The following is a 17,114-nucleotide window of genomic DNA, read 5'->3' on the forward strand; positions in this document are numbered from 1 at the left end:
GTTGCCTGCAATACCCTTTTGCGAGTAGAGTAAAAAACAACACCCTAAGGATCCCCGTCTGATGCGCTTCTGGCTTCTGGTATTTATTCTCACCGTTGCGGGCTGTAGCCGCCATGCGCCTCCCCCGAACGGCCGACTTTCTGATTCGATTACCGTTATTGCACAACTCAACGAACAGCTGGGGCAGTGGCGTGGTGCGCCCTACCGCTATGGCGGTCTGGGACGCGGTGGCGTCGACTGTTCGGGTTTCGTCTATTTAACCTTTCGCGATCGCTTTGAACTTCAGCTGCCAAGGACAACGCGAGCGCAAACGGATATTGGTACGCGCATTGATAAAGACGATCTGCTGCCGGGCGATCTGGTGTTTTTCAAAACGGGGCGTGGGGAAAACGGCCTGCATGTTGGAATATACGATACGGATAACCAGTTTATCCACGCCTCGACCAGCCAGGGGGTGATTCGTTCCTCGCTGGAAAATGTGTACTGGAAAAAGGTATTCTGGCAGGCGCGGCGTATTTAGGTCGCCCATTTTTATAGCCTGCTAATAATTATAAGAAAAAGCCCATTTCTTCATCATTTGGTTTATGAGATGCTAATTAGCATAAACGCTAAGACTGCCGGGACTGAGGTGCAATTGGGCTTAAGTTGGCAATACTCCCGCCGTTTACTCAAATTTTAGTAAAGATGCTGTAAAGTAATCAGAGGACGAAGGATTTTTTGCGATATTATCTTTTTGACCAGGCACATATTTATCTGAGTTATGTGGTAGCGTAACGTTTTTTCCGGGCGTAAAGTCTCATTCCGGGTTAACGTGTAGAAACAACACTTTATAATGGCACTGTTGATTGTCGTATTTCGTTGATATAGGATGCGCAGATTGCCACTTCATCATGGCTGAATAAAATGAAAATCCATCTGGAAGCGGATTATAAAAGTTCCACCGCATTTTACCCGATCTATAGCTTTGCGGGTCAGCTTATCTCCGTTGAGCTAGTGACACACTTTTCTCACACCACAGCAAATGTTGCTATTCCTCAGGATATGTTGCTGCCGCAGCTTGATAATGAACAACGGGTTTTACTGTTACAAAAACAAATAAACAGTATCGAAAAGCATCAGGATTTTTTCTGCCAGCACAATGTAAAGGCGACGCTAAATATCGACGCAACGCTCGCTGAAACAATACTTAAAAGTGAATTTCTCGCGCGAAAAATGGAGTCGATCGAATGGCTCGCCCTGGAGATTAATGAACGTTTTCCTGATTTAAGCCTGGGGAGAGAAAATCCTTCACTGCTGGCATTAAGTGAGCGTTTTGACTTAAGTCTGGAAAATTACGGCGCGGGACGTTCCTCGTCGAAAGCCATTTACGACAACCTTTTCTTCAGAATAAAACTTGATAAGGGCTTTATTCAGCGGAATTTAAACCGACTCTCGTTTAAGCCGTTTATTAGCACCGTGCTGGAGCACATTAAGCCTCACTGCGAACAGGTGATAGTGCAGGGCATTGACAATGTATCAGGCCTGAAGAAAGTTAGCCGCTTTGATTTTGACGGCATACAGAGCCCTCTATTTTCACCGGTAGGTGAAGATTCCCTCTCTACTCTGATTGATCCCCCTGAGGGATTTGCGGAATTATTGCATTAATAACCCTTCACTGACTCCGTGTTAAGCACCCCCGCGGAGGTTTATACTCATCAATCTGTAGGTTGCATGCCGATTGGCTTTTATCGCTCATTCCCGATACTGCCCAGAGTAAGCTCCCGGGAGGGCTTGCCGCATTGTGTCGTCATGCAATCCTCATTATGTTGAATATTGACAGAGCGTACTCAGGCGCGGCTGATAACGCAGCGTCGGGAGTGACGACCGAAGGTAACGCCATGCAATTTACTAATACCTGGCATCAGGAGCTTGAGGGATTCTACACCGCCCTTAAACCCACGCCGTTAAAGAATCCACGGCTGCTGTATCACAGCCAGACACTGGCTGCCGATCTCGGCCTGGATGAAAGCTGGTTTGACGAGCAGCATGTTTCCCTCTGGAGTGGTGAAACGCTACTGGCGGGCATGCAGCCGCTGGCTCAGGTTTATAGCGGGCATCAGTTTGGCGTCTGGGCAGGGCAGCTTGGTGACGGGCGCGGCCTGCTGCTGGGGGAACAGCAGCTTGCTGATGGTCGCAAGGTAGACTGGCATCTGAAAGGTGCAGGACTGACTCCATATTCCCGTATGGGAGATGGTCGGGCGGTTTTACGATCGTCACTGCGTGAGTTTCTGGCTTCGGAAGCGATGCACCACCTCGGTATTCCCACCTCCCGTGCGCTAACGGTGGTAACCAGCGACGAGCCGGTGTGGCGCGAGACGCAGGAACGCGGTGCCATGCTGCTGCGCGTGGCAGAAAGTCACGTGCGTTTCGGGCATTTCGAGCATTTTTTCTATGCCCAACAGCCGGAAAAGGTTCGTCAGCTCGCTGACTATGTTATCCGTCATCACTGGCCGCAGTGGCAGCAGGAAAATGACCGCTATCTGCTCTGGTTTAGCGATGTCGTGAAGCGCACCGCGCGCCTTATCGCTCACTGGCAGAGCATTGGTTTCGCCCATGGGGTGATGAATACGGATAATATGTCCATTCTGGGTCTGACGCTGGACTACGGGCCCTATGGTTTCCTGGATGATTACCAGCCTGACTTTATCTGTAACCACTCCGATTATCAGGGGCGCTACAGTTTTGAAAACCAGCCGATGGTGGGGCTGTGGAATCTTAACCGATTGGCCCATGCGCTGTCGGGCCTGTTAACGACCGAACAGCTGAAGCTGGCGCTATCCGGATATGAAAAAGAACTGATGCGCTGCTGGGGCGAGCAGATGCGCGCGAAGCTGGGACTGATGACGGCGGATAAGGACGACAATAATATTTTGACCGGGCTGCTGTCGCTGATGACGAAGGAGGCGAGTGATTATACTCTGACTTTCCGGCTACTGTGCGAGACCGAGCAGCAACAGTCTCACTCCCCGTTGCGCGATGAGTTTGTCGATCGGGAGGCTTTTGACAGCTGGTACAACATTTATCGTCAGCGTTTGCTGCAGGAAGGCGTGAGCGATGCGGAACGTCAGCAGAAGATGAAGCAGGCTAATCCGGCGATTATATTAAGAAATTATCTGGCGCAACAGGCGATAGAGCAGGCGGAGAAGGATGATATTAGCGTGCTGTCACGCTTGCACCGTGCGCTGAGCGATCCTTTCACCGACTCACCGGAGTTCACCGACCTGATGCGTCGACCACCTGACTGGGGCAAGAAGCTGGAAGTGAGCTGTTCCAGCTGAGTGGTGCTTAGAGCCGTTGTTGCAGGTGTAGGCGGCAATATCTGCTGAGTCGGAGGGCAATCCCAGCGCTCTCTGGTTAGTTGTTTGCGCTTTAATACCTGCGATACCGGTGGAGAATCCCAGCGTTTGCCGGTTAGTTGTTTGGGCTGCCATCGCTGCGGTGTCGGTGGACAATCCCAGCGTTTGCCTGGCGTCCTCGCGCCACGCGTTGCGTGGTGCCTTTGGCTCCGACTCCAGGCCGGACGGCCCGGTCGCGAGCGGGCGTCCTGCCCGCCGCTCCCTGAGTGCAGCATCCCTGCTGCCCTCGCCTGGCCCTCCGTCCTCGCCGCAGCGCTGCGGGATGCCCGTCAACTGCAGGGATTGTCCACCTCCCGGGCTGCTGAGCTGCTTCGAGTAAAACCGTGTATCCTGCCTCAGGTATCTGTGCGAATTTTCCAGTTAAGCTCTGTGTGTGCAGGTATTCAAGCTGTTTTGATTTAACAACGTCGCTTTTTTCTGCCACCCCTGGCAGCCCTGCTATGTGGCTAAAGAGCCGCAGTAACCATTAGTTCTGGGGGCAATCCCTGCGTTTGCCGATTAGTTGTTTGGGCTGCCATCGCTGCGGTGTCGGTGGACAATCCCAGCGTTTGCCTGGCGTCCTGCCCGCCGCTCCCTGAGTGCAGCATCCCTGCTGCCCTCGCCTGGCCCTCCGTCTGCGCCGCAGCGCTGCGGAATGTCCGTCAACCGCAGGGATTGTCCTCCTCTCGGGCTTCTGCGTTGCTTCGAGTAAAACCGTTTATCCTGCCTCAGGTATCTGTGCGAATATTCCAGTTAAGCTCTGTGTGTGCAGGTATTTAAGCTGTTTTGATTTAACAACGTCGCTTTTTTCTGCCACCCCCGGCAGCCCTGCTATGCGGCTAAACAGCCGCAGTAACCATTAGTTCTGGGGGCAATCCCTGAGTTTGCCGATTAGTTGTTTGGGCTGCCATCGCTGCGGTGTCGGTGGACAATCCCAGCGGGTGCCGGGCGTCCTCGCGCCACGCTCCGCGTGGTGCCTTTGGCTCCGACTCCGGGCCGGACGGCCCGGTCGCGAGCGGGCATCCCTGCCCGCCGCTCCCTGAGTGCAGCATCCCTGCTGCCCTCGCCTGGCCCTCCGTCTGCGCCGCAGCGCTGCGGGATGCCCGTCAACCGCAGGGATTGTCCACCTCTCAGGCTGCTGAGCTGCTTTGAGTAAAACCGTTTAGCTCTCCGCAGGTATCATCAGCACGACTTCCAGTTAAGCCCTAAAAACGCTCAGGCTTTGTAGCCCGCCCGGCCCACTGGCAGGTAATCCGGTAATGTGCTTTTGATAGCGCCTGCCCAGCCTATAGCGCTGAGTTTTTTGCAGAGTTCTCCCTCTTCCAAACCTGCCGAAAGAGTTTATGTTACCCCCGGAACCGCTTTTATACGTAGCGAGCACAATGCGAAAGGAGCAGACGGGTGGGGGCCGGTGACAGGCAATCCGCAGCGCTGAACGAAGAGGCATCCATGCAAGGGGACCAGTTAAAGCTCCGAACCGCTTTTACTCGCAGCGAGCACAATGCGAAAGGAGCAGACGGGTGGGGGCCGGTGACAGGCGATCCACAGCGATGAACGAAGAGGCATCCATGCAAGGGGACCAGTTAAAGCTCCGAACCGCTCTTACCCGCAGCGAGCACATGCGATAGGAGCAGACGGGTGGGGGCCGGTGACAGGCGATCCACAGCGATGAACGAAGAGGCATCCATGCAAGGGGACCAGTTAAAGCTCCGAACCGCTCTTACCCGCAGCGAGCACATGCGATAGGAGCAGACGGGTGGGGGCCGGTGACAGGCAATCCACAGCGCTGAGCGCAGGGAGGAAGACCCGGATGGGCCAGCAGGGATGCTGGCACAAGGGCATGCCGGGACAGGGACGTCCCGTCATGCCCGGTCCGAAAGGTCGACGAACGGAGCGAAGGAACCGCGCAACGCGCGGCGCGAGGACCGCCAGGCACCGGGCCCCACCCGTAGGCGACAGCACTTAACCTTTAGCGTTGTGCATCAGGCACCGGGCCCCACCCGTAGGCGACAGCACTTAGCCTTTAGCGTTGTGCATCAGGCACCGGGCCCCACCCGTAGGCGACAGCACTTAACCTTTAGCGTTGTGCATCAGGCACCGGGCCCCACCCGTAGGCGACAGCACTTAGCCTTTAGCGTTGTGCATCAGGCACCGGGCCCCACACGTAGGCGACATCTCCAGCCATTGCAGCGCCGGCCCCGCCCCAGGGGGGCACAGAGCAACATTTCGGCATCAGCGAAACCGATCGCCATCAAAAACGTGAATCAACGGCCCCGGCCAGCAAAGCCAGCACTTCCTCGCTATCCTCCCAGCCCAGACAGGGATCGGTTACAGACTGACCGTACACCAGTGGAATACCCGCCTGCACCTTCTGCGTACCCTCCTGCAAAAAGCTCTCAATCATCACGCCGGCAACCGCCCGTGAGCCATCGCGAATTTGCTGAGCCACCGAGGCGGCAACCTCCATCTGTCGACGATGCTGCTTAAGACAGTTGCCATGACTGAAATCTATCACCAGCTGTTCCGGTAACCGGGCCTCGCGTAGCAACACTGCCGCAGCAGCAATGTCCTCTGCGTGGTAATTTGGCTGCCTGCCGCCGCGCATAATAATATGCCCCGAGGGATTCCCACTGGTCTGATAAATCGTCATCTGACCGTATTTATCGGGGGACAAAAACATATGGCTGGCGCGCGCAGCACGAATGGCATCCACGGCAATCTGAATATTGCCATCGGTACCGTTCTTAAAGCCCACCGGGCAGGAAAGGGCTGAGGCCATCTCGCGGTGTATCTGGCTCTCGGTGGTGCGTGCGCCAATCGCGCCCCAGCTAATCAAATCGGCGATAAACTGACCTACCACCATATCCAGAAATTCGGTGGCGGTCGGCATACCCAGCGCATTAATATCCAGCAGCAGCTTACGTGCGATCTCAAGGCCGTGATTTACCCGATAGCTGCCGTCGAGGTCAGGATCGGAGATCAACCCCTTCCAGCCGACGACGGTACGCGGCTTCTCAAAATAGGTGCGCATAACAATTTCAAGTCGGGAGTGATATTTCTCGCGCAGCAGGTTAAGCCTGGCGGCATAGTCCAGCGCCGCCTGCGGATCGTGCAGAGAGCAGGGGCCGATAACCACCAGCAATCGCGGATCGTCGCCGGACAGGATACGGGCGATACGCTGGCGTGAGGCGGTAACGTTGGAGGCTATCGCTGGCGTGATCGGATGCCGCTGCGCCAGCTCGTCAGGCGTAATCAGGCTCTCGATGCGCGCGGTCCGCAGTTCATCTGTTTTGTTCATTGCACTCTCTAAATTTTGTCTTCGCTGCGGCAAAAGTGCCGGGAAGTGATGGCGATCACAATAAACCAAATGGCGATGAATTCAACAGCAAACGGAGGCTAATCGGGCGTAACGCGATAAATATCACTTTTTACGCCCGCTGCTTTTGAGTGGCTATCCTGATCGGCTACGTCAATACATGCGGCGCGTCAGCCCGGTGATATCCAGGATGCGGGTAGCGATCTCCTCTACCGAATAGTTCGTGCTGTTGAGGTAGCGAATTTTATGGGTACGGAACAACGCTTCAACCTCACCGACCTCCAGCCGACACTGACGCATTGAGGCGTAGCGGGTATTCTCTGCGCGCTCCTGCCGAATGGCGGCCAGCCGCTCGGGGTCGATAGTCAGACCAAACAGCTTATGCTGGAAGGGCTTCAGGGCAGGGGGGAGCTTCAGATTATCCATATCATCGGCGATAAAGGGATAGTTGGCCGCGCGGATACCAAACTGCATCGCCAGATAGAGGCTGGTGGGCGTCTTACCGCAGCGTGATACGCCCAGCAAAATAACCTGAGCATCTTCCAGCCCACGCAGAGAAATGCCGTCGTCGTGTGCCAGGGTATAGTCTATTGCCGCGATACGCGCGTCATACTTACCCAGATTACCAGCCGTCAGGCCATGAGTGCGGTTGGCGACGGGCGAAGGCGCAATGCCCAGCTCCTGCTGTAGCGGGCCTACCAGCGACTGGACGATATCCTGACAGAAACCGTCGCTTTGCAGGATAATCTCGCGTATTTCAGGTGTGACTATCGAAATAAAAACCAGTGGACGTGCCCCGCTTGTGGCGTATAAAGCGTTGATCTGTGCCTTGACGGCCTGGGCGCGCTGCACGTTCTGCACAAACGGCAGGGTCACGCTGTTAATAGCAACGGGAAACTGTGAAAGAACCGCATGACCCAGCACCTCGGCGGTGATGGCCGTACCATCAGAGATATAAAACACACTTCGTTCATTGTTCACGTCAGTTTCTCTCCCGTTATTATCATTACTGCAGACTAAATTAAGCCGGTGGCACAAAGCAAATTGTGATAACAACAGCATAATAAAACAAATAGTTCATAATTAGTTGATATGAACTATTTGTTTTTATAAAGTCCTTACATCTTCATAAAAGCTACTGATGCTTAATAAAAACCGCTTGTTCATTCCTAAAAATAGCACTTTAAAAAGATATCATTCTTAAAGGGAATTAATGCACGTTGCGCAACGGGTAAAATCTCCTGAAATTAAGATGATAACTATCTTATTGATTAAATTATAAATATTTTATTTATCTGTTGCGCAACGCCTGCGTAGGGCGCGGAGTTTTCTGAAAAGATGGACATTCTGGCTGCTTGATCGATTCAACAGTTTTATTCCGTGGTACGAATATGCCAGGCTCATAACGTCATACTCAGTCCTCATCATCTTAATTAAATCAAAAAGGATTGCTTCGATGTCCAATAATGGCGAACTGCCGCTCGTGCTTTGGTATAACCAGCTTGGCATGAACGATGTTGATCGGGTGGGGGGCAAAAATGCCTCTCTGGGAGAAATGATTACTAATTTGTCTTCGCTGGGCGTATCCGTGCCCAACGGCTTTGCGACGACGGCGGAGGCGTTCAACCAGTTCCTTGATCAAAGCGGCGTTAATCAGCGGATTTACGCGCTGCTCGATGTGACCGATATTGATGATGTTGACGAACTGTCCAAAGCGGGCAAACAGATCCGCCAGTGGATTGTGGATACCCCATTCCAGCCTGCACTGGAGCAGGCGATCCGCGAGGCCTACCAGCAGCTATCGGCTGATGACGCTGAGGCTTCCTTTGCCGTGCGCTCATCGGCCACGGCCGAGGATATGCCCGATGCCTCTTTTGCCGGTCAGCAGGAAACCTTCCTCAACGTACAGGGATTCGATGCCGTGCTGGTCGCGGTAAAACACGTCTACGCCTCGCTGTTTAACGATCGCGCTATTTCCTACCGTGTGCATCAGGGATACGACCATCGTGGCGTGGCGCTTTCGGCGGGGGTCCAGCGCATGGTGCGTTCAGACCTGGCCTCTGCTGGCGTGATGTTCACCATCGACACGGAATCGGGCTTCGATCAGGTGGTATTTATTACGGCTGCGCTGGGGCTGGGTGAAATGGTGGTACAGGGAGCGGTAAACCCTGATGAATTCTATGTGCACAAGCCCACGCTGGCCGCTGGCCGCCCGGCCATCGTGCGCCGAACTATGGGCTCGAAAAAAATACGCATGGTCTATGCCGATTCGCAGGAACATGGTGAGCAGGTCAAAATCGAAGATGTGCCGGAGGCGGATCGCGATCGTTTCTGCCTGACTCAGGAAGAGGTAGAGGCGCTGGCTGCCCAGGCCGTGCAGATAGAAAAACACTACCAGCGACCCATGGACATTGAATGGGCCAAAGACGGCCACACCGGTAAGCTGTTTATTGTGCAGGCCCGCCCGGAAACCGTCCGTTCTAACGGCCAGGTGATGGAGCGCTATACGCTGCAGGGTAAAGGTCAGGTCGTGGTCGAAGGACGCGCGATTGGGCACCGTATCGGCGCGGGGGAGGTCAAGGTTATTCACGATATCAGCGAGATGAATCGCATCGAAAAAGGTGATGTGCTGGTAACGGATATGACCGACCCGGACTGGGAACCGATTATGAAGAAAGCGTCCGCGATTGTGACCAATCGCGGTGGCAGAACCTGCCATGCAGCCATTATCGCCCGTGAACTGGGTATTCCCGCCGTGGTGGGCTGTGGTCATGCGACCGACGTGCTAAAAGATGGCCACAAGGTGACCGTCTCCTGCGCCGAAGGCGACACCGGCTACGTTTACAACGATCTGCTCGACTACGAGGTGAAAAGCTCGCAGGTCGATGAAATGCCGCCGCTACCGCTAAAAATCATGATGAACGTAGGGAATCCGGACCGTGCATTTGATTTCGCCTGCCTGCCCAATGAGGGTGTGGGACTGGCACGACTGGAATTTATTATTAACCGCATGATAGGCGTGCATCCCAAAGCGCTGCTGGAATTTGACCAGCAGACGCCGGAACTGCAGCAGCAGATCCGCCTGATGATGAAAGGCTTTGACGATCCGGTTGAGTTTTATATCGGCCGCCTGACTGAGGGGATTGCCACCCTGGGGGCGGCCTTTGCGCCTAAGCGCGTTATCGTGCGCCTCTCTGATTTCAAAACTAACGAATATGCCAATCTGGTGGGCGGTGAACGCTACGAACCTGAAGAGGAAAACCCCATGCTGGGCTTCCGTGGCGCGGGTCGCTATGTGGCCGACAGCTTCCGCGACTGCTTTGCCCTGGAGTGTGCCGCAGTGAAGCGGGTGCGTAATGATATGGGGCTGACCAATGTTGAAATTATGGTGCCCTTTGTCAGAACCGTAGACCAGGCGAAGGCCGTGGTTGAGGAACTGGAGCGTCAGGGGCTGAAGCGCGGCGAAAATGGGCTGAAAATCATTATGATGTGTGAAATCCCATCGAACGCGCTGCTGGCGGAGCAGTTTCTGCATTATTTCGATGGTTTCTCCATTGGCTCAAACGATATGACGCAGCTGGCGCTGGGCCTCGATCGGGATTCTGGCGTTGTTTCGGCGCTGTTCGACGAACGCAATGACGCGGTTAAGGCGCTGCTGTCGATGGCGATCCGGGCGGCGAAGAAACAGGGGAAATATGTTGGCATCTGCGGGCAGGGCCCCTCCGATCACGAAGACTTTGCCGCATGGCTGATGGATGAGGGAATTGATAGTTTGTCACTTAACCCAGATACGGTGGTACAAACCTGGCTCAGCCTGGCGGAAATAGCTGAAAAATAGCGCGATTTATTAGCAAAACACCTAAAAGGCCAGATTATCTGGCCTTTTAGGTAGATAACAGGCAAAAAAAAGCCCACCACATGGGATGGGCAAAGACTACACACAGCAATTCTTTATTTAACCCGGGGTGTAAAAGGTTGTTTAAAAATCAGCAGCTTGATCGTAAGCGTATGATTCATAATATTCAGATGGGCCTGACGAGTCATTAAGAATCCTCTCATTAGTTTAAAAGCGATAATCTTTCGTGGGCTGTCAGCCACAGAAACGGAATTGAAACTGTATTAAAGGTAATCATTACGGGGAGTGAAGAATTGAAAAGGCTTAAAAAGAAGCTTTTATGATAAACGGCCCTAATCAAAGCGCGTTAAGCGCTGGGGGCGATCATTTTATCCATGTAGTGAGAGCGGTCACAAAAATGACCGCCAGGGGAAATTATTTTGCGTTAATGTGCGCTTCGTGCTCTATTTCCGCCAGTTCTTCCACCACTTCCAGCGGATCCTCTTCGGGAGCGGGGACATCATGCACCCACACCGACACCAGGCGGTAAGAAACCGCCAGCACCACGGGTCCAATAAACAGACCAATCATCCCGAATGCGACCAGGCCACCAATGACGCCGGAGAGGATCAATATCATCGGCAGATCGGCACCCATACGGATCAGCATCGGACGCAGTACATTGTCCAGCGTGCCGACCACGCAGCTCCATACCAGCAGTACCGTTCCCCAGGTGGTGTCACCACTCCAGTAGAGCCAGACGATGGCCGGCACCAGTACGACCAGCGGGCCGAGCTGCACCAGGCAGGAGAAAATCATCAGGACCGTGAGGATAGTTGCGTAAGGGATGCCGGATATGGCCAGGCCAATGCCACCCAGAATGCCCTGAACCAGCGCGGTGACCACCACCCCGAGCGCCACGGCGCGGATGGCCTGACCGGCCAGCAGCACGGCGGCGTCACCCCGTCGTGAACCCAGGCGGAAGGCAAAATGGCGAATACCATGGCCAACCTGCTCCCCCCGTGCGTAGAGCAGCACGCTGAACAGCAGCATCAGACCCAGGTGCAGCATAAAGCGGCCAAAATGTCCTGCCTGGGCAAAAAGGAACACGCTGGTGCGGCCGATATAAGGCTGAATGGTGGTCATCATCGCGCTGCCGCCGCCCTGTACCAGATGATGCCAGCCGGAGTAGAGCTTTCTGCCTACCAGGGGAATACTGGTCATCCAGTGCATATCCGGCAGTAGCAAATGGCCGGAGGTGGCCCAGGCTATCACCGGGCCACTGTTCTCAATCAGGCTGTTGACCAGAATCCCAATCGGAATAATGAACAGCAGGATCAGAATCAGCGTCATAGCAATCACTGCCAATGAGCGTCGCCCCCAGAGCCAGTGCTGAAGTTTGATCATCAGTGGCCAGGTAGCGATAACGACCATGCTGGCCCAGGCAAAACCCAGCACAAACGGCTGAACCACCCAGAAACAGGCAACAATCATCAGGGTTATAAACATCAGGGAGAAGACGATTTGCGGCAAATCCCAGCCTTTTTCTACGTTCTTCATGCGTAAACATTACCTCGGGTAAAATAAGAACGATGCGGAATAATGGTGCGGGCAGCGGCAGGCAGCCAGTGCGCTGCACCCGCCTCCTTATCATGATGTATTAAACGCGTTTACGACAGATGCCGTGCAGGATTCTTTTATCCACGGGTTTTTGAAACCGCGACAGTTTATAAAAAAATATGATAAAACCGTTAAATCAACAGAAATGCATAATCCACATTTGGTCACCCGAAAATGATCCCACAAATTTCTCAGGCGCCAGGCCTGATCCAACTGGTGCTGAATTTTTTGCAGGCGTTAGAGCAGCAGGGTTTCACTGGCGATACCGCTACTCACTATGCCGATCGCCTTAGCGTCTCCACCGACAACAGCATTTACCAGCTTCTCCCTGACGCCGTTATTTTTCCCCGGTCCACCGCCGATGTGGCGCTAATAGCCCGCCTGGCGGGAGAGGCGCGCTTTAGCGATCTCATCTTTACCCCGCGCGGAGGGGGAACCGGTACCAACGGGCAGTCGCTTAATCAGGGAATTGTGGTGGATATGTCCCGCCATATGAACCGCATTCTTGATATTAACGTTGAGCAGGGATGGGTAAAGGTTGAAGCGGGTGTGATTAAGGATCAGCTGAATGCATTTCTTAAACCCTATGGTTTTTTCTTCTCCCCTGAGCTTTCCACCAGCAACCGGGCCACGCTAGGCGGGATGATAAATACCGACGCGTCGGGTCAGGGATCGCTGGTGTATGGTAAAACGTCCGATCACGTGCTGGCCCTGCGCGCCATTCTGCTGGGTGGTGACATCCTCGACACGCGTAGCATTCCCGTCGCACTGGCAGAAAAGCTGGCAGCGGAGGCGACGGCGGAAGGAAAAATCTACCGCACCGTGCTGGCAAGCTGCCGCGATAATCGCCAGCTGGTGCTGGATAAATTCCCGAAAATTAACCGCTTCCTGACCGGATACGATCTGCGCCATGTGCTGAGTGACGATCTGCAACAGGTTGACCTGACGCGACTGCTGTGTGGCTCAGAGGGAACCCTGGCCTTTATTACCGAGGCCCGGCTTGATATCACGCGTATCCCTAAAGTGCGCCAGCTGGTTAACATCAAATATGACTCTTTCGATTCCGCCCTGCGCAGCGCCCCCTTTATGGTGGAGGCAAAGGCGCTGTCGGTAGAGACGGTCGATTCAAAGGTGCTGAACCTGGCGCGGGAGGATATCGTCTGGCATTCGGTGAGCGAACTGATTACTGATGTGCCGGGCAGCGACGTGGCGGGACTCAATATTGTTGAGTTTGCCGGTGACGACGGCGCCGCGATTGCTGAACAGGTCGCTGCGCTTTGCCAGCGGCTGGATGCGCTGATCGCCGCCCATGAGGCAGGCATTATCGGCTATCAGATTTGCAGCGATCTGGACGGTATTGAACGTATCTATGCCATGCGTAAAAAGGCGGTAGGCCTGCTGGGAAATGCCAAAGGCGGTGCCAAGCCTATTCCCTTCGTGGAAGACACCTGCGTGCCCCCGCAGCATCTGGCCGATTATATTACTGAGTTCCGCGCACTGCTGGACGGACATGGCCTGAGCTACGGCATGTTTGGCCATGTGGATGCCGGGGTGCTGCACGTTCGCCCCGCACTGGATATGTGCGACCCGCAGCAGGAGATGATGATGAAGCAGATCTCCGATGAAGTGGTGGCCCTGACGGCACGCTTTGGTGGCCTGCTGTGGGGCGAGCACGGCAAGGGATTTCGCGCGCAGTACAGCCCGGAATTCTTTGGCGAAGCGCTTTTCAATGAACTCAGGCGTATCAAAGCGGCATTCGATCCGGCCAACCGGCTTAACCCGGGGAAAATCTGCACCCCATTTGGCCTTGATGCACCGATGATGGCCGTGGATGCGGTTAAACGCGGAACCTGGGATCGGCAGATCCCCATTAATGTCAGAGCCGACTGGCGCGGGGCGATGGAGTGCAACGGTAATGGTTTGTGCTTCAACTTTGACGTCCGCAGCCCGATGTGCCCTTCGATGAAGATCACCGCTAACCGTATTCACTCGCCGAAGGGGCGCGCCACGCTCACCCGCGAATGGCTTCGCCTGCTGGCCGAGCAGGGGGTTGATCCGGTGGCACTGGAGAAAAACCTGCCGAAGGAGAAGGTCAGCCTGCGCGGGCTGATTGCGCGAACGCGAAACAGCTGGCATGCCCAGCGTGGGGAGTATGATTTTTCGCATGAGGTTAAGGAGGCGATGTCGGGCTGCCTGGCCTGTAAAGCCTGCTCGACTCAGTGTCCGATCAAAATTGACGTGCCCGGCTTCCGGTCTCGCTTTTTGCAGCTGTATCACACCCGCTATTTGCGTCCGGCCAGCGACTATCTGGTCGCCAGCGTGGAGAGTTATGCCCCGCTGATGGCGAAAGCCCCCAGGGTGTTTAACTTTTTTCTGCGTCAGCCGCTGCTGCGCGATCTGAGCAGAAAACATATTGGCATGGTGGATCTGCCCCTGCTCTCCTCTCCGTCACTTAAAAAAGAGCTGGCGGGACAGCAGGCAATGACCACCACCCTCGAACAGCTTGAGGCGATGAGCAACGCACAGCGCGAACGCTATGTGCTGGTGGTGCAGGATCCCTTCACCAGCTATTACGAGGCCCGACTGGTCGCTGATTTTGTCAGCCTGATCGAAAAGCTGGGCTACCAGCCAGTGGTACTGCCGTTTTCACCGAATGGAAAGGCCCAGCATGTGAAGGGCTTCCTGCAACGCTTTGCGCGCACGGCCCAGAAAACCGCCGATTTCCTTAATCGCGTGGCGCAGCTGGGATTACCGCTGGTGGGCGTCGATCCGGCGCTGGTGCTGTGCTATCGCGATGAGTACCGCCTGACCCTGGGCGAGCAGCGGGGTGATTTCCACGTTCAGCTGGTGCACGAGTGGCTGCAGCAGGCTCTCCCAGAGAGCCACCCCAGGCCGCAAAGCGGGGAGTGCTGGTATCTGTTCGGGCACTGTACGGAAGTGACGGCGCTGCCTGGCTCGACTAAACAGTGGGAGAGCATTTTTGCCCGTTTTGGCGCCCGGCTGGAGAACGTCAGCGTTGGCTGCTGCGGCATGGCGGGGACCTATGGTCACGAAAGCCAGAATCTAAAAAATTCACTCGGTATTTATGAGCTCTCCTGGCATCAGGCGCTGCAAAAGCTGCCCAGGCAGCGCTGCCTGGCGACGGGTTACTCGTGCCGCAGTCAGGTGAAGCGCGTGGAAGGGAACGGCGTGCGCCATCCCCTTCAGGCGCTGCTGGAGATTATTTAATGGCTATCTGGCAACGCAAGATGACCCTGGCAGAGCTTAACCAGCTGGGACGGGGCAACCTGGCAGAAACGCTGGGGATCGTCTTTACCGCCATCAACGAGGAGACGCTGGAGGCGACGCTGCCGGTCGATTCTCGCACCCGTCAGCCCTTTGGTCTGCTGCACGGCGGTGCCTCGGTCGCGCTTGCCGAGACGCTGGGATCGGTGGCTGGTTATTTATGTACGTCCGGGGAGGAGCGGATCGTCGGGCTGGAGATCAACGCCAGTCATCTGCGCCCGGTAAGGGAAGGGGAGGTGCGCGGCGTGTGTCGTGCGCTGCACATCGGGCGTAACCACCAGCGCTGGCAGATAGACATTTTTGACCCCCGACAGCGGCTGTGTTGCTCGGTCAGACTAACCACCGCAGTTTTGTCAGCCAGGGGCAAAGAGTGATATCATGTTGCCCCTCCTGAAAGAGGGGGGCCAGCTGTGGGAGTGGTAAGGCATGGGGCCGGGCCAGAATAGCGGCAAGGTCGGGATGTGCTCACCGGGATAAGGTCGGGTCGGGTTAAGGCAGCCCGGTTGTCAAATTATCCACGCGGCATGCTTAACAAAATCGCTCTGCAGGCGGGTGGCGCGATCCCAGTCGCCGGTTAGCGCCAGCTCGTGGCACAGACGGGTAAGGGAATGTCGTGCCAGCTGCCAGGCCTGCATCCGAAACAGCCTGTCGCGTTCGGGGTTACCCAGCTCGACCAGTAAGCGGTGATGGAGCTTACCCAGCGCGTGCAGGTAACTGCGGTCATCGCCGTTTAGCTGGCACAGCTCGGCCATGTCCAGGCAAATGTCATTGAATCGACGCAGGTGTTCAAGGCTGCACTGTGGCCGGTTGAGTTTGGCCTGAGCCATGTAGAAATCAACGGTGATATCGCGAACTGAAAACTTGTAGTCGTCAATCTTCTGGTGCAGCCAGGCGCTTATCGAAAGATTCATCTCAGGGCTCGTTCGTGCTAATGATAATCATTATCATATTATAAATGACGCATTATTCAACGTTTCCGGCGGAAAATTTTTACCCATAAATGCTGCCTCTCATGAAAATTGGTAATAACGATACGCGGCATGTCTGAAAGCGGTAAAATATCTATAATTCACGGTCATCACAGCGTGGCCGTTATTTACTGGCCTTTTTTCAATGTGTTATAATTTCGTTAAATCGGAGTGTAATGCCGATCGTCATCCTCTTCACAGGGTCTAAACTGTATAAAAAGGGCTAAAAAAGTCCCGTTGGCCTTAATCCCTGCAAAACAAGAGGTTGAAGCGATATTCAATATCACTAACATAGAGACATTAGCCCTCAGGGCTATCGACTCGCGAGGTAACTTTATGCCATCAGCAACTACTGCTTCTTTTTCACCGGATGACTTCGTCTGGAAAGGCCTGACGCTCACTGATAGTGCAGCCCAGCAAATCATTGCGCTGGCAGCCAACGACCCGCATGTGAAGGGCCTGAAGCTGGGTGTGAAGACATCCGGCTGTGCTGGCTTTGGCTACACCATGGATCTGGTGAAAGAGCCCGCCGCAGACGATCTGGTCTTTATTCATCAGGGCGCGCATCTCTACGTGCCGTTACAGGCAATGCCTTTCATCGACGGAACGGAACTGGATTTTGTTCGTGAAGGCCTGAATCAGATTTTCAAATTTAATAATCCTAAAGCTCAACACGCCTGTGGCTGTGGTGAGAGCTTTGGCGTTGAGTAAACTTT

The 17,114-nt window shown here is 54.8% G+C and carries 12 protein-coding genes; 8 read left to right on the forward strand and 4 right to left on the reverse strand.

Annotation, left to right across the window (positions count from 1 at the left end):
* Nucleotides 1-61 precede the first annotated feature (61 nt).
* From AAGR22_RS09895 to AAGR22_RS09910, 4 genes are all read left to right on the forward strand, one after another.
* Nucleotides 62-520, forward strand: a complete 459-nt coding sequence (locus tag AAGR22_RS09895) for an NlpC/P60 family protein (protein WP_067703524.1) — start codon at nucleotides 62-64, stop codon at nucleotides 518-520.
* Between the two features lie 383 nt (nucleotides 521-903).
* The gene (locus tag AAGR22_RS09900; protein WP_067703526.1) at nucleotides 904-1,644 is read left to right on the forward strand and encodes an EAL domain-containing protein; all 741 of its coding nucleotides are present in this window, start codon (nucleotides 904-906) and stop codon (nucleotides 1,642-1,644) included.
* Nucleotides 1,645-1,877: 233 nt separating this feature from the next.
* Nucleotides 1,878-3,317, forward strand: coding sequence for a protein adenylyltransferase SelO (locus AAGR22_RS09905; RefSeq protein ID WP_345831392.1), 1,440 nt, complete (start codon nucleotides 1,878-1,880; stop codon nucleotides 3,315-3,317).
* A 981-nt stretch (nucleotides 3,318-4,298) separates the two neighbouring features.
* Complete coding sequence (locus tag AAGR22_RS09910) at nucleotides 4,299-4,526, forward strand: hypothetical protein (protein WP_345831393.1); 228 nt, start codon at nucleotides 4,299-4,301, stop codon at nucleotides 4,524-4,526.
* 1,099 nt (nucleotides 4,527-5,625) lie between these two features.
* Here AAGR22_RS09910 and AAGR22_RS09915 read toward each other — a convergent pair.
* Together AAGR22_RS09915 and AAGR22_RS09920 are read right to left on the reverse strand one after the other, a co-directional pair.
* A complete protein-coding gene (locus tag AAGR22_RS09915) occupies nucleotides 5,626-6,672 on the reverse strand; it encodes a 3-deoxy-7-phosphoheptulonate synthase (protein WP_067703530.1) in 1,047 nt (348 codons plus the stop codon).
* 171 nt (nucleotides 6,673-6,843) lie between these two features.
* Nucleotides 6,844-7,671 carry a pyruvate, water dikinase regulatory protein gene (locus AAGR22_RS09920; RefSeq protein WP_067703533.1) on the reverse strand — a complete coding sequence of 276 codons (828 nt, stop codon included), beginning with the start codon at nucleotides 7,669-7,671 and terminating at the stop codon, nucleotides 6,844-6,846.
* A 475-nt stretch (nucleotides 7,672-8,146) separates the two neighbouring features.
* On the opposite strand from AAGR22_RS09920, the gene ppsA reads away from it, so the two are divergent.
* Nucleotides 8,147-10,528, forward strand: a complete 2,382-nt coding sequence (ppsA, locus tag AAGR22_RS09925; protein ID WP_067703536.1) for a phosphoenolpyruvate synthase — start codon at nucleotides 8,147-8,149, stop codon at nucleotides 10,526-10,528.
* A 432-nt stretch (nucleotides 10,529-10,960) separates the two neighbouring features.
* On the opposite strand, the gene ydiK is transcribed toward ppsA, so the two are convergent.
* Entirely contained in the window at nucleotides 10,961-12,085 is a 1,125-nt protein-coding gene (ydiK, locus tag AAGR22_RS09930) for an AI-2E family transporter YdiK (RefSeq protein ID WP_067703539.1), read from the reverse strand.
* Between the two features lie 234 nt (nucleotides 12,086-12,319).
* Here ydiK and AAGR22_RS09935 point away from each other — a divergent pair, with 234 nt between their 5' ends.
* Nucleotides 12,320-15,373: an FAD-binding and (Fe-S)-binding domain-containing protein gene (locus AAGR22_RS09935; protein WP_067703541.1), complete on the forward strand. Its 3,054-nt coding sequence runs from the start codon at nucleotides 12,320-12,322 to the stop codon at nucleotides 15,371-15,373.
* Nucleotides 15,373-15,804 (forward strand): hotdog fold thioesterase, encoded by a 432-nt coding sequence (locus AAGR22_RS09940; protein ID WP_345831394.1) that lies wholly within the window; start codon nucleotides 15,373-15,375, stop codon nucleotides 15,802-15,804. Before AAGR22_RS09935 ends, AAGR22_RS09940 begins: the two co-directional genes overlap by 1 nt.
* Before the next feature lie 132 nt (nucleotides 15,805-15,936).
* On the opposite strand, the gene AAGR22_RS09945 is transcribed toward AAGR22_RS09940, so the two are convergent.
* The gene (locus AAGR22_RS09945; RefSeq protein WP_067703545.1) at nucleotides 15,937-16,341 is read right to left on the reverse strand and encodes a hypothetical protein; all 405 of its coding nucleotides are present in this window, start codon (nucleotides 16,339-16,341) and stop codon (nucleotides 15,937-15,939) included.
* 393 nt (nucleotides 16,342-16,734) lie between these two features.
* On the opposite strand from AAGR22_RS09945, the gene sufA reads away from it, so the two are divergent.
* The gene (gene sufA, locus AAGR22_RS09950) at nucleotides 16,735-17,109 is read left to right on the forward strand and encodes a Fe-S cluster assembly scaffold SufA (RefSeq protein WP_067703548.1); all 375 of its coding nucleotides are present in this window, start codon (nucleotides 16,735-16,737) and stop codon (nucleotides 17,107-17,109) included.
* Nucleotides 17,110-17,114 lie beyond the last annotated feature (5 nt).

Origin of the sequence: Erwinia sp. HDF1-3R, from assembly GCF_039621855.1 — a bacterium.
Lineage (GTDB): Bacteria > Pseudomonadota > Gammaproteobacteria > Enterobacterales > Enterobacteriaceae > Erwinia.

Coding starts and splice junctions, on each gene's coding strand:
- AAGR22_RS09895 (WP_067703524.1), top strand. CDS start 62: ATGCGCTTCTGGCTTCTGGTATTTATTCTCACCGTTGCGGGCTGTAGC.
- AAGR22_RS09900 (WP_067703526.1), top strand. CDS start 904: ATGAAAATCCATCTGGAAGCGGATTATAAAAGTTCCACCGCATTTTAC.
- AAGR22_RS09905 (WP_345831392.1), top strand. CDS start 1,878: ATGCAATTTACTAATACCTGGCATCAGGAGCTTGAGGGATTCTACACC.
- AAGR22_RS09915 (WP_067703530.1), bottom strand. CDS start 6,672: ATGAACAAAACAGATGAACTGCGGACCGCGCGCATCGAGAGCCTGATT.
- ppsA (WP_067703536.1), top strand. CDS start 8,147: ATGTCCAATAATGGCGAACTGCCGCTCGTGCTTTGGTATAACCAGCTT.
- ydiK (WP_067703539.1), bottom strand. CDS start 12,085: ATGAAGAACGTAGAAAAAGGCTGGGATTTGCCGCAAATCGTCTTCTCC.
- AAGR22_RS09935 (WP_067703541.1), top strand. CDS start 12,320: ATGATCCCACAAATTTCTCAGGCGCCAGGCCTGATCCAACTGGTGCTG.
- AAGR22_RS09940 (WP_345831394.1), top strand. CDS start 15,373: ATGGCTATCTGGCAACGCAAGATGACCCTGGCAGAGCTTAACCAGCTG.
- AAGR22_RS09945 (WP_067703545.1), bottom strand. CDS start 16,341: ATGAATCTTTCGATAAGCGCCTGGCTGCACCAGAAGATTGACGACTAC.
- sufA (WP_067703548.1), top strand. CDS start 16,735: ATGCCATCAGCAACTACTGCTTCTTTTTCACCGGATGACTTCGTCTGG.